The organism is Streptomyces sp. MZ04, from assembly GCF_004684775.1.
In the GTDB taxonomy this organism is placed as follows: domain Bacteria; phylum Actinomycetota; class Actinomycetes; order Streptomycetales; family Streptomycetaceae; genus Streptomyces.
The window spans coordinates 1-11,924 of sequence record NZ_SRIC01000252.1 but is presented as its reverse complement, the minus strand read 5'-3'; the positions used below and the strand labels follow the sequence as shown (position 1 = coordinate 11,924).

Genomic DNA, 11,924 nt, shown 5'->3' with positions numbered 1-11,924 from the left:
CCCCCGCCCCCGGGCTCGTCCCCGGGCTCGTCCCCGGGCGGGTTCGAGAAGCGCGGCTGCGACGGCGGCTCGGACGGCGGGCGGGGCGGCGGCTCTGTGGTGGTCACGGCCCGATCATCGCAAGAACGCAGGGGGCCCTCTGTTCAGCGCGCCCGATATGACGCTAGCGTGGGGGCACCTTTGCAAACGCGGGAGCTCGGAGCACCGGGCTGAGAGGGCGCTGAAGTCCGTACGAATCGGCACGAGCCGTACGGAATCCGCTGCGTCGACCGCCGAACCTGTTACCGGGTAATGCCGGCGTAGGGAGTAGGTCTCATGACCACATCGGACGCACGCACGCCTGCCTCGACGCAGAACCAGAGCGACGAGGCCGGGAAGTCCATCGGCTGGCACAAGGCGTACGTCGAGGGCTCACGCCCCGATCTACGCGTACCGGTCCGCCAAGTGCACCTCACCAACGGCAAGGCCGTGACCCTGTACGACACCTCCGGGCCGTACACCGACGAGTCCATCGACACCGACGTCCGCAGGGGTCTCGCACCCCTCCGGGAGAACTGGATCATCGCCCGCGGTGACACCGAGGAGTACGTGGGCCGCCCGCCCCGTCCCGAGGACGACGGCATCAAGCACACCTCGCCCCGCGGCGGGCTGAAGAACCTCGACGCGGTCTTCCCCGGCCGTCCCCGCCAGCCGCGCCGCGGCCGTCAGGGCCAGGCGGTCACGCAGCTCGCGTACGCCCGGCGCGGCGAGATCACGCCCGAGATGGAGTTCATCGGGATCCGGGAGAACATCGACCCCGAGGTCGTACGGGCAGAGGTCGCCGCGGGCCGCGCGGTGATCCCGGCCAACGTCAACCACCCGGAGATCGAGCCGATGATCATCGGCAAGAAGTTCCTGGTGAAGGTGAACGCCAACATCGGCAACTCCGCGGTCACCTCCTCCATCGAGGAGGAGGTGGACAAGATGACCTGGGCCACCAAGTGGGGCGCCGACACGGTCATGGACCTCTCCACCGGCCGCAACATCCACACCACCCGCGAGTGGGTCCTGCGCAACTCCCCCGTCCCCATCGGCACCGTGCCGCTCTACCAGGCCCTGGAGAAGGTCGACGGCCAGGCCGAGGCGCTGACCTGGGAGATCTACAAGGACACGGTCATCGAGCAGGCCGAGCAAGGCGTGGACTACATGACGGTGCACGCGGGCGTGCGCCTGCCGTATGTCCCGCTCACCGCGCGCCGCAAGACCGGCATCGTCTCGCGAGGTGGCTCGATCATGGCCGCCTGGTGCCTGGCTCACCACAAGGAGAGCTTCCTCTACGAGCACTTCGAGGAGCTCTGCGAGATCCTCGCGGCGTACGACGTGACGTACTCGCTCGGTGACGGCCTGCGGCCCGGTTCGATCGCGGACGCCAACGACGAGGCGCAGTTCGCCGAGTTGAGGACTCTCGGGGAACTCAACACGATCGCCAAGCGTCACAACGTACAGACGATGATCGAGGGCCCCGGTCACGTCCCGATGCACAAGATCAAGGAGAACATCGACCTCCAGCAGGAGATCTGCGAGGAGGCGCCGTTCTACACGCTCGGCCCGCTCACCACGGACATCGCGCCTGCCTACGACCACATCACCTCCGGCATCGGCGCCGCGATGATCGGCTGGTGGGGCACCGCGATGCTCTGCTACGTCACGCCCAAGGAGCACCTGGGCCTGCCGAACAGGGACGACGTGAAGACGGGCGTCATCACGTACAAGATCGCGGCGCACGCGGCGGACCTCGCCAAGGGGCACCCGGGCGCGCAGGACTGGGACGACGCGCTCTCGGACGCGCGCTTCGAGTTCCGCTGGGAGGACCAGTTCAACCTGGCCCTGGACCCGGTCACCGCACGGGAGTTCCACGACGAGACGCTGCCGGCCGAGCCCGCGAAGACGGCGCACTTCTGCTCGATGTGCGGGCCGAAGTTCTGCAGCATGAAGATCTCTCAAGACATCCGCCGCCAGCACGGCGGTGACCTGGCGCAGGACGAGATCGAGGCGGGCATGGAGCAGAAGTCCAAGGAGTTCGCCGCGGCGGGCAACCGGGTCTATCTGCCGATCGCCGACTGAACTACCTACGAGGTTCTGGGCAGCGCGAATCTGTGGGTCTCCCAACAGTCGTTGGGGGACCCACAGCCGTGCTCGCTCGCGGCCGCGCTACTCCGGCTTGTGGTCGGGCCCGCCGAAGTCCGGGCTTGAGAAGTCCGGGCTCGAGTAGCTCGGCCGCGGCCCCGCGGAGGGACCGCCGTCCGGGCTGCTGAACCCGGGCCGGTGGTAGCCCAGTTGAGGCATGCGGCTGCTCGGGTCCGCCGACGGCGTACGGGCCACGTGCGCCGCCTCGGGATCCGCGAGCGCCTCCCGCAGGAACGGCAGGACGCCGCGCTCCAGGAGTGCCTCGCCCCAGACTTCCCTGGCGCGGGCCACCTCCTCGTTCCGTTCGCCGTGCGCGGCGGCCTGGAGCGAGGTCGAGCCGTTGCGCAGCGCGGTCAGGAGCAGGCCGATCGCAGCGACCAGGATGCCCCCTGCGGTGAGCGCGCCGAACAGCCATCCCGCGGTGAGCAGGGTGTCCGCGAAGGCGGGCTCGGGGTTGAGCATCTTCAGGATGTAGCCCACGAGCAGGAAGATCGCGGCGGCCGCCCCGGCGAGCACGGGTGCGAGCACCGCGACGACGGCGATCGCCCCCGCCCCTGACGTCTCGGCGGTGACCTCCCCCATCGTGGTGGCGAGACCCAGGCCGCCCGAGCCGGCTTCCGCCTCGCCCTGGCTGCTCCGTTCCCGCGTCGATGGTGCGGCAGATCCGCTTTCGCGCAGTTTCTCGCGGACCTTCACATAGTGCGTGTACTCGGTCGTGGCGGCGGCCGCGATCAGCGCAGAGGCGTCCAATGCCATGGTGCGCAGCTGCTCGGGATTGAGCCGCTGTCCCACTGCGGCGAGATCCGGTCGGTTCGGTGCGGTGCGCAGCGCCTCATCGAGGATCCGCGCGAACTCGGGGCGGTCCTCATTGAGCAGGTGTGGAGCGCTGTTCATGTGCATCCCCCGATGCTCCGTAGGGCTTGGTGGCTCGCATGGGTACGAGCCGTCGGGCAGAAACGGAGGGGAGCCTGCTACGGATAAGCCGATGGTAGAGCCGTGACGGCACGCGGTGACAGGGGGTTTCCAGAAATAGGCCCCCTGGCCAGCGTGATCCTGTAGTGGAGCGCCTGCCCAGCGAACGCTCAGCTATCCAGGGGGAGTTGGCAGACCAGCAGCTTTCCGGCCATGGTCACTCCGCCGTCCATGGCGATGGCCAGTCCGCCTGCGTAGATGTGCGGTCCCTCGATGACGGGACCGCCCCCGTCCGAGTCGTCCTCGGAGCCGACATCGCCCAGCAGATACGGGATGGGGCTGTGGCCATGGACGATGCGGTGGCCGCCGTACATGTCGAGGAGTTCGCGTACGGCCGCGGGGCCCGACTCGTCGCGGAAGGCGAAGCGCTTGGTGAACTTCCGGAAGAGGTCCCAGCACTCGTCCGCGTCGTTGCGCGTGAGTGTCTCGCGGACGGTGTCGTTCACGGCCTCGATCGAGTCGCCGTAATCCAGATAGGCGGTGGTGTCGGAGTGCATCAGGAGATGCCCGTCCTCCGCCTCGATGGCGTCCAGGCGGGCCATCCACTGGAGGTGATGGTCCTCCAGGCGCTCCATGTCGGTCTTCTGGCCGCCGTTCAGGAGCCAGGCGGCCTGGAAGGTGGCGGTGCCCGCGCCCGAGTTGACCGGGGTGTCGCCGAACCGCTTGGCGCCGAGCAGCAGCAGCTCGTGATTGCCCATCAGGGCCTTGCAGTAGCCGCCGGCGGCCGCAGCCTGCGCGGACAGGCGCATCACGAGGTCGATGACGCCGATGCCGTCGGGGCCGCGGTCGGTGAAGTCGCCGAGGAACCACAGCCGCGCGTTGCCCGCGGACCAGTCGCCCTCGGCGTCGATGAGGCCCTGCTCCTGGAGCGCCGCGAGCAGCTCGTCCAGATAGCCGTGCACGTCACCGACCACGTACAGCGGACCGTGCTCGTCGCCGGACGGCGCCTGTGGAGGCTCGGGCATGGCCTGCACCTCCACGTGCACGGTGTCGCCGCGGTTGATGACGGGCAGGTCGCGCTGGGTGGGGGTGTAGCCGTCGTCCGGCACCCCGGGAAGCTTCCCGGAGTCGCCAGGACCCGCCGCCTCCCCCGTACTTCCGTCGACCGGACCGGTCTCATGGACGTACGCCGGTACGCGGAAGTCGCGCAGCGTCGCCGTCCGCACATCGGGTCCCTGACCGGCCCCCTGAGTCATCGACCCCTCCACCACCATTGCGCCGCATCTGCACCGAGATCGGACTGCCTGGTCGCAGCGGCCCGCGGTGTCGTCCGCCCATCATAGGAATGCGGCTCGTGCTGTGTGGTGCACCAGGGGTGGTGAATCAGTGCTGAACCCCAGTTCACCGAGGTTTTCTCCCGAATTGGGTAGGGGTTTCCCCGTAGGACACGACCGGGCTGTGCTGATCGGTGCCTGGCAGCGCGGGCCGACAGGGTGTCTCTCCCCGCCGCCCGGCACCGTCAACCGGGTCCGGGCGAACGGGGTGGGCTGACCGTCGTACGCGGTGGACGTCGCTCGGACGAGGTGCGCACGATCAGCTCCGTCGGTATCACCTGCTCGACGGGGCGGCCCGAATCGAGCCCTTCGATGGCGTCGATGAGCAGCTGGACGACGGCCGTGCCGATGCGCCGCGGTTTCAGTGAGAGCGTGCTGATGGGCGGTTCGGTGGTGGCGTAGACGGTCGACTCGCTGCAGCACACGAGCAGCAGATCGTCCGGTACGCGCAGTCCGTACCGGCGGGCGGCCGCGAGGAGATCGGTGCCGTTCGGGTCGAAGAGGCCGTATACGGCGTCAGGGCGGTCGGGTCTGGCGAGCAGCCGGTCGGCGGCGACGGCGCCCGCACAGGGGTCGTGGGCGGGGTAGGACTCGTACACCGGGTCCTGGCCTACGCGCTCGCACCAGCGCAGGTAGGCGGTCGTGGACAGGTGTGTGTACGTGTCGGTGGTGGTCCCGGTGAGCAGGCCGATCCGCCGGGCGCCGGCCGCCGCGAGGTGGTCGAGGATCTCCAGGACCGCCGCCTCGTGGTCGTTGTCGACCCAGGCGGTGACCGGCAGAGACCCGGCCGGGCGGCCGTCGGAGACCACCGGGAGGCCCTGGCGCACCAGCTCGCTGACGACCGGGTCGTGGTCGGACGGATCGACGACGACGGTGCCGTCGAGCGCGACGTTCGACCACACGTCGACCGGGCTGCGCCGGGAGGTGGCGGGCAGGATGACGAGGGCGTAGCCGCGGGCCAGCGCGGCCGAGGTCGCGGCTCTGGCCATCTCCGCGAAGTACGCGAATTCGGTGAAGGTGAAAGGTTCATCCCCGTACGTCGTCACGGTCAGGCCGATGAGGCCCGACTTGCCGGTACGGAGCGTTCGGGCCGCCGCGGAGGGCCGATAGCCCAGCCGTTCGGCGACCTCGCGGACATGGCGTCGAGTGGCGTCGGGCAGTCGCCCCTTGCCGTTGAGGGCGTCGGAGACAGTCGTGATGGAGACACCGGCGGCGGCGGCGACGTCTCTGATGCCCGCTCGGCTCTGCCGGTTGCCCCGGCGGGCGGTTTCCGCTCGGCTCACCTGGTGGTTCCCTGCTGCTGTCATGGCGAGCCGATAGTAGGGCTCATGGGGGTGGGTAGTGCGGACGCATATTCACTCGTTGACAGGCACGTTTCTGCATGGTGCAACCTGGTCAATGACCTTGGAAACCAAGGGAGTTGGCGGGTTCTGGGGGAGTCGGTCCCTTGTCGTTGCGCACAGGCCTGCCAAATGAGCGATGTTTCGAAGAGGTCTCAACTCACCTTCACGGGTGATGCGCGCCACGGAGTGAGCCACCGGCGCGTGGCGCGGCGGGGAGCGCTCCCCCCTCTCCCTCTTCCCGGTGCGCCCCTGTACGTCGATGCCCCGCAACCCATTCGCAGCGAGGCTGAATCCTCATAAGGTGAGGAGTATTGAAGTCAGGGTGTTCTGGTGTTCAGGTGTTCAAGAGGAGGACTGTGGTGAGCGAGACGAGCCCGAGGCTGCGCGCCGAGCTGGAGGGTATCCCCACCTATAAGCCCGGCAAGCCCGCCGCGGCCGATGGTCCGGTGGCGTACAAGCTGTCCTCGAACGAGAATCCGTACCCGCCGCTCCCCGGTGTCATGGAGAGCGCGCTCGCCGCGGCCGGTTCCTTCAACCGGTATCCGGACATGGCGTGCACCGGCCTGATGAATGAGATCGCCGACCGCTTCGGGGTGCCGGTGTCGCATGTGGCGACGGGCACCGGTTCCGTCGGCGTCGCGCAGCAGCTGGTTCAGGCCACGTGCGGCCCGGGTGACGAGGTCATCTACGCCTGGCGGTCCTTCGAGGCGTACCCGATCATCGCGCAGGTGAGCGGGGCGACGTCGGTGAAGGTGCCGCTGACGGCGGATGAGGTGCACGATCTGGACGCGATGGCCGAGGCCGTCACCGACCGGACGCGGCTGATCTTCGTCTGTAACCCGAACAACCCGACCGGCACGGTCGTGCGCCGGGCCGAGCTCGAGCGGTTCCTGGACCGGGTGCCGAGCGATGTCCTTGTCGTCCTGGACGAGGCGTACATCGAGTTCATCCGTGATGTCGAGGTGCCGAACGGCATCGAGATCTACCGCGAGCGCCCGAACGTCGCCGTCCTGCGCACGTTCTCCAAGGCGTACGGCCTGGCCGGACTCCGTGTCGGCTTCGCGATCGCCCATGAGCCGGTGGCGGCCGCCCTGCGCAAGACGGCGGTGCCCTTCGGGGTGAGCCAGGTCGCGCAGGACGCGGCGGTGGCCTCGCTGCGGGCCGAGGACGAACTGATGGGCCGGGTCGGCTCGTTGGTGTCCGAGCGCACGCGGGTGGTCGAGACGCTGCGGGCGCAGGGCTGGACGGTGCCCGAGACGCAGGCGAACTTCGTGTGGCTGCGGCTCGGGGAGCGCACGGCCGACTTCGCGGCCGCCTGCGAGAAGGCCGGTGTGGTGGTGCGGCCGTTCCCGGGCGAGGGGACGCGGGCCACGATCGGGGAGACCGAGGCCAACGACGTCTTCCTGCAGACGGCACAGGCGTTCCGCAAGGAGCTCTGAGCGCTTCGGCGAAGGCCGGTGCGGTTCGGTGCGCCCGGAGGGGTACCTCGCGGCACTTCCCGGTGAGCGCCTGGTCAGTCGGTGGTGAGCTCGACGCGGATGGGATCGCCGGAGCGGACGGTGGCCAGCAGGCGGGGGTCGCCGTCGATCCGGCCGAGGAGATTGCACGGGCTCGCGAGGCGGCACTCGTCGCCTCGCGAGATCGGGGTGGGTCCGTAGGGGAGGGCCAGCGAGTCGCCGTCGGTCCAGAAGGCGACCGTGCCCGGCTCGACGACCTGCCGGGCGCCGTGCTCGAGCGGGACGCTCACGCCCGTGTCGAAGTAGACCTCCTCGCCCCAGGTCTGGGCGGTGGAGGTGAGGGGCAGGACCTTGCCCAGGGCCTTGGCGGTCGGGGTGTCCTCGATGGTCGCGGTCAGGTGGCCGGCGGGCCAGGAGATCCGTATCTGCATGGCGCGGATTCAACAATATGTTGAAGCGGTTGGGAAGGCCCCGGGGGAACACACCCAGGGGCCTTTCTTCGCGTTCCTGTCGATACCTCCCCGTGTACCGCCCGGTAAGGGACCCCCCCTGCGGGTGCCGACAGGCAGTACGACATAATTGCTTGTGAATGTGAACGCGTTCACAAGCGTGTCTCGTTCATCCCGGAATCAGTGGGATTAAAAGGGCAAACTGCCGATGTGGTCAGGGCATGTAAGCCGATCTGACCACGGCACGTAAGGAGAAGTCGCGTGGACCTGGCTCTGGCGCCGGAAACGCTGGCGCGATGGCAGTTCGGCATCACCACCGTCTACCACTTTCTGTTCGTACCGCTGACGATCTCGCTCGCCGCCCTCACGGCGATCCTCGAGACCGCGTGGGTGCGCACGGGCAAGGAGCACTACCTCAGGGCCACCAAGTTCTGGGGGAAGCTGTTCCTGATCAACATCGCGATGGGCGTTGTCACCGGCATCGTCCAGGAGTTCCAGTTCGGCATGAACTGGTCCGACTACTCGCGCTTCGTCGGTGACATCTTCGGGGCCCCGCTCGCCTTCGAAGCCCTCATCGCGTTCTTCTTCGAGTCGACCTTCATCGGCCTGTGGATCTTCGGCTGGGACAAGCTCCCCAAGAAGCTGCACTGCGCCACGATCTGGATCGTCTCCGTCGGGACCGTCCTGTCGGCGTACTTCATCATCGCCGCGAACGCCTTTATGCAGCACCCGGTCGGCTACAAGATCGTGGAGCGGGACGGCACCAAGCGGGCGGAGCTCACCGACTTCTCGAAGGTGCTCTTCCAGGAGACGACGCTCGTCAACTTCGCCCACGTCATCTCGGCGGCCATCCTCGTGGGCGGCGCCTTCATGACCGGCATCGCCATCTTCCACCTGCGCAAGAAGCAGCACACCCGCACCATGCGGATGTCGCTGCGGCTCGGCCTGGTCACCGCGTTCGTCGGCACGCTGCTCACCGTCATCAGCGCCGACACCCTCGGCAAGGTGATGTACGAGCAGCAGCCGATGAAGATGTCGGCCGCCGAGGCCCTGTGGGAGACGGAGAAGCCGGCGCCGTTCTCGCTCTTCGCGTACGGCGATGTCGCCAAGGGCCACAACACGGTCGCCATCGAGGTCCCCGGGATACTGTCCTTCCTCGCCAAGAACAACTTCAGCGCCGAGATCCCGGGCATCAACGACCTCAACAAGGAGTCGCAGGACAAGTTCGGGCCCGGCGACTACCGGCCCAACATCCCCACCGCCTACTGGTCCTACCGCTGGATGATCGGCTTCGGCGGGGTCTCGATGATCCTGTGCACCGCCGGCCTGTGGCTCACGCGGAAGAAGTTCTGGCTCGCTCCGGAGCACCGCACCGGCGAGGACGACATCCCCAAGCTGATGCTGACCAAGAACAGGCAGCTGGCGCCGAAGCTCGGCAAGTGGTGGTGGCTGTTCTCCCAGTGGACGCTGATCTTCCCCCTCATCGGCACCGCCTGGGGCTGGATCTTCACCGAGACGGGGCGTCAGCCCTGGGTGGTCTACGGAGTGCTGCGCACCGAGGACGCGGTCTCACCGGGAGTCTCGCAGGGTGAGGTGATCACCTCGCTGATCGTGTTCACGACGATCTACGCGATCCTGGCCGTGATCGAGGTGAAGCTGCTGCTCAAGTACATCAAGCAGGGGCCGCCCGAGCTGACCGAGGCCGATCTCAACCCGCCGACCAAGATCGGTGGCCCGGGGTCCGGCAAGGACTCCGACGCCGACGACGCCGACCGGCCCATGGCCTTCTCGTACTGAAGGAGCTGATCGGACATGGAACTCCACGACGTCTGGTTCGTACTGATCGCCGTCCTGTGGATCGGCTACTTCTTCCTGGAGGGCTTCGACTTCGGGATCGGCATCCTGACCAAGCTGCTCGCCCGTGACCGGGTCGAGAAGCGGGTCCTGATCAACACCATCGGTCCCGTCTGGGACGGCAACGAGGTGTGGCTGCTCACGGCGGGCGGCGCGACCTTCGCCGCCTTCCCGGAGTGGTACGCGACGCTCTTCTCCGGCTTCTATCTGCCGTTGCTGATCATTCTGCTCTGCCTGATCGTGCGCGGTGTCGCCTTCGAGTACCGCGCCAAGCGGCCCGAGGAGAACTGGCAGCGCAACTGGGAGCACGCGATCTTCTGGACCTCGCTGGTCCCCGCCGTTCTGTGGGGTGTCGCCTTCGGCAACATCGTGCGGGGCGTGAAGATCGACGCCCACAAGGAGTACGTGGGCAACTTCTTGGACCTGCTCAACCCGTACGCGATCCTCGGCGGGCTCGTCACGCTGACGCTCTTCACCTTCCACGGTGCGGTGTTCGCCTCGCTCAAGACGGTCGGCGACATCCGGGTGCGGGCGCGGAAGATGGCGCTCGGTCTGGGGCTTGTCACGGCCGTGCTCGCGCTCGGCTTCCTGGTCTGGACGCAGGTGGACAAGGGCGACGGCAAGAGCCTGGTCGCGATGGTCGTGGCCGTGGTCGCGCTGGTGGGTGCCATCGGGGCGATCAAGGTGGGGCGCGAGGGCTGGTCGTTCGCGCTCTCGGGGATCATGATCGCGGCGTCCGTCGCGATGCTCTTCCTGACGCTCTTCCCGAACGTCATGCCGTCGTCGCTGAACGAGGAGTGGAACCTCACGGTCACCAACGCCTCGTCGAGCCCGTACACCCTGAAGATCATGACCTGGTGCGCGGGGATCGCGACGCCGATCGTGCTGCTCTACCAGTCGTGGACGTACTGGGTGTTCCGTAAGCGGATCGGTACGCAGCACATCGCTGACGCCGCTCACTAGGTTCTGACGTCCCAAGGTTCTGACGTCCCAAGGTTTCCCGGAAGGTGTGTTTCACGTGAAACCTATCGACCCGCGTCTGCTCCGGTACGCCCGTGCCACCCGGTTCTTCCTGATCGCGGTGGTGGTTCTCGGCGTCGCCGGGGCGGGCCTGGTCGTGGCTCAGGCGATGCTCATCGCCGAGGTCGTCGTGGGCGCCTTCCAGAAGGGGTTCTCCCTGGGGGACCTGGGGACCGAGCTCGTCCTGCTCGCGGTGGTCGCGGCTGGACGTGCCCTCGTCTCCTGGCTGACCGAACTCGCGGCGCACCGGGCGAGCGCGGCGGTCAAGTCGGAGCTGCGGGGGCGGTTGCTTGAACGGGCCGGGCAGTTGGGCCCGGGGTGGCTGACCGGCCATGGGGTCTCCCCTGCTCGAAGAGCTTGGGGAAGGACGGGCTCGCTCGTCTCGTTGGCCACGCGGGGCGTCGACGCGCTCGACGACTACTTCTCGCGCTATCTGCCGCAGTTGGGGCTCGCGGTGGTCGTGCCGGTGGCGGTGCTCGCGAGGATCGTCACCGAGGACTGGGTGTCGGCGGCGATCATCGTCGTGACGCTGCCGCTGATCCCGGTCTTCATGATCCTGATCGGCTGGGCGACACAGAACCGGATGGACCGTCAGTGGCGGCTCCTCTCCCGTCTGTCGGGGCACTTCCTGGACGTCGTGGCGGGCCTGCCGACCCTGAAGGTGTTCGGGCGCGCCAAGGCGCAGGCCGAGTCGATCCGGCAGATCACGGGCGAGTACCGGCAGGCGACGATGCGCACGCTGCGCATCGCCTTCCTGTCGTCGTTCGCGCTCGAACTCCTCGCGACGCTGTCGGTCGCGCTGGTCGCGGTGACCATCGGGATGCGGCTCGTCCATGGCGACATGGATCTGTACGTGGGGCTCGTCATCCTCGTTCTGGCGCCCGAGGCCTATCTGCCGTTGCGTCAGGTCGGTGCGCAGTACCACGCGGCGGCGGAGGGGCTCGCTGCCGCCGAGGAGATCTTCGAGGTCCTCGAGACTCCGGTACGGGCCACGGGCGATGCGGCGGCGCCTTCGGGGACGCTGAGCGTGGAGGGCGTGACGGTCCGGTATCCGGGGCGGGCGTCGGACGCGGTCTCCGGGGTGTCGTTCGCGGTGGAGCCCGGCGAGACGGTGGCTCTGGTCGGGCCGAGTGGCGTGGGCAAGTCGACGCTGCTCGATGTCGTCCTCGGCTTTGTGGAGCCCGCCGAGGGACGGGTTCGCGTCGGGGGCGTCGACCTCGCGGACGTCTCGCCCGAGCGGTGGCGTGAGCGGATCGCCTGGGTGCCGCAGCGGCCGCATCTGTACGCCGGGTCCATCGCGGACAACGTACGGCTCGCGCGGCCGGACGCGGACGATGCTTCCTTGAGGGGCGCATTGCGGGACGGGGGGGCGTGGGAGTTCGTGTCCGC

Annotated in this window: 9 protein-coding genes and 1 riboswitch; of the genes, 5 read left to right on the top strand and 4 right to left on the bottom strand. The window is 68.2% G+C overall.

Features of this window, described 5'->3' with window-relative positions; genetic code table 11:
- The first annotated feature begins 178 nt into the window (after positions 1 to 178).
- A riboswitch (TPP riboswitch) is annotated at positions 179 to 323 on the top strand.
- Positions 316 to 2,103, top strand: a complete 1,788-nt coding sequence (gene thiC, locus E2651_RS34125) for a phosphomethylpyrimidine synthase ThiC (protein WP_135335134.1) — start codon at positions 316 to 318, stop codon at positions 2,101 to 2,103. Its footprint overlaps the riboswitch before it by 8 nt.
- Positions 2,104 to 2,190: 87 nt before the next feature.
- On the opposite strand, the gene E2651_RS34120 is transcribed toward thiC, so the two are convergent.
- The 3 genes from E2651_RS34120 to E2651_RS34110 all read right to left on the bottom strand — a co-directional run bounded on the left by E2651_RS34120 (position 2,191) and on the right by E2651_RS34110 (position 5,719).
- Positions 2,191 to 3,066 carry a hypothetical protein gene (locus E2651_RS34120; protein ID WP_135335133.1) on the bottom strand — a complete coding sequence of 292 codons (876 nt, stop codon included), beginning with the start codon at positions 3,064 to 3,066 and terminating at the stop codon, positions 2,191 to 2,193.
- Between the two features lie 182 nt (positions 3,067 to 3,248).
- Positions 3,249 to 4,334: a metallophosphoesterase gene (locus E2651_RS34115; protein ID WP_135335132.1), complete on the bottom strand. Its 1,086-nt coding sequence runs from the start codon at positions 4,332 to 4,334 to the stop codon at positions 3,249 to 3,251.
- 263 nt (positions 4,335 to 4,597) lie between these two features.
- Positions 4,598 to 5,719 (bottom strand): LacI family DNA-binding transcriptional regulator, encoded by a 1,122-nt coding sequence (locus E2651_RS34110; RefSeq protein WP_135335131.1) that lies wholly within the window; start codon positions 5,717 to 5,719, stop codon positions 4,598 to 4,600.
- Positions 5,720 to 6,114: 395 nt separating this feature from the next.
- Here E2651_RS34110 and hisC point away from each other — a divergent pair, with 395 nt between their 5' ends.
- Entirely contained in the window at positions 6,115 to 7,194 is a 1,080-nt protein-coding gene (hisC, locus tag E2651_RS34105) for a histidinol-phosphate transaminase (RefSeq protein ID WP_135335130.1), read from the top strand.
- 74 nt (positions 7,195 to 7,268) lie between these two features.
- Here hisC and E2651_RS34100 read toward each other — a convergent pair whose 3' ends face one another.
- The gene (locus tag E2651_RS34100; RefSeq protein ID WP_135335129.1) at positions 7,269 to 7,643 is read right to left on the bottom strand and encodes a cyclophilin-like fold protein; all 375 of its coding nucleotides are present in this window, start codon (positions 7,641 to 7,643) and stop codon (positions 7,269 to 7,271) included.
- A 279-nt stretch (positions 7,644 to 7,922) separates the two neighbouring features.
- On the opposite strand from E2651_RS34100, the gene E2651_RS34095 reads away from it, so the two are divergent.
- From E2651_RS34095 to cydD, 3 genes are all read left to right on the top strand, one after another.
- Positions 7,923 to 9,458 carry a cytochrome ubiquinol oxidase subunit I gene (locus tag E2651_RS34095; RefSeq protein WP_135335128.1) on the top strand — a complete coding sequence of 512 codons (1,536 nt, stop codon included), beginning with the start codon at positions 7,923 to 7,925 and terminating at the stop codon, positions 9,456 to 9,458.
- 15 nt (positions 9,459 to 9,473) lie between these two features.
- Positions 9,474 to 10,478 carry a cytochrome d ubiquinol oxidase subunit II gene (cydB, locus tag E2651_RS34090; protein ID WP_135335127.1) on the top strand — a complete coding sequence of 335 codons (1,005 nt, stop codon included), beginning with the start codon at positions 9,474 to 9,476 and terminating at the stop codon, positions 10,476 to 10,478.
- 55 nt (positions 10,479 to 10,533) lie between these two features.
- The coding region (gene cydD, locus E2651_RS34085; protein WP_135335126.1) for a thiol reductant ABC exporter subunit CydD at positions 10,534 to 11,924 on the top strand (1,391 nt) is incomplete at its 3' end.

Bases quoted from the DNA above. Each gene is read 5' to 3' on its own strand.
- E2651_RS34115 (WP_135335132.1), bottom strand. From the start codon at position 4,334: ATGACTCAGGGGGCCGGTCAGGGACCCGATGTGCGGACGGCGACGCTG.
- E2651_RS34120 (WP_135335133.1), bottom strand. From the start codon at position 3,066: ATGCACATGAACAGCGCTCCACACCTGCTCAATGAGGACCGCCCCGAG.
- E2651_RS34100 (WP_135335129.1), bottom strand. From the start codon at position 7,643: ATGCAGATACGGATCTCCTGGCCCGCCGGCCACCTGACCGCGACCATC.
- cydB (WP_135335127.1), top strand. From the start codon at position 9,474: ATGGAACTCCACGACGTCTGGTTCGTACTGATCGCCGTCCTGTGGATC.
- thiC (WP_135335134.1), top strand. From the start codon at position 316: ATGACCACATCGGACGCACGCACGCCTGCCTCGACGCAGAACCAGAGC.
- E2651_RS34110 (WP_135335131.1), bottom strand. From the start codon at position 5,719: ATGACAGCAGCAGGGAACCACCAGGTGAGCCGAGCGGAAACCGCCCGC.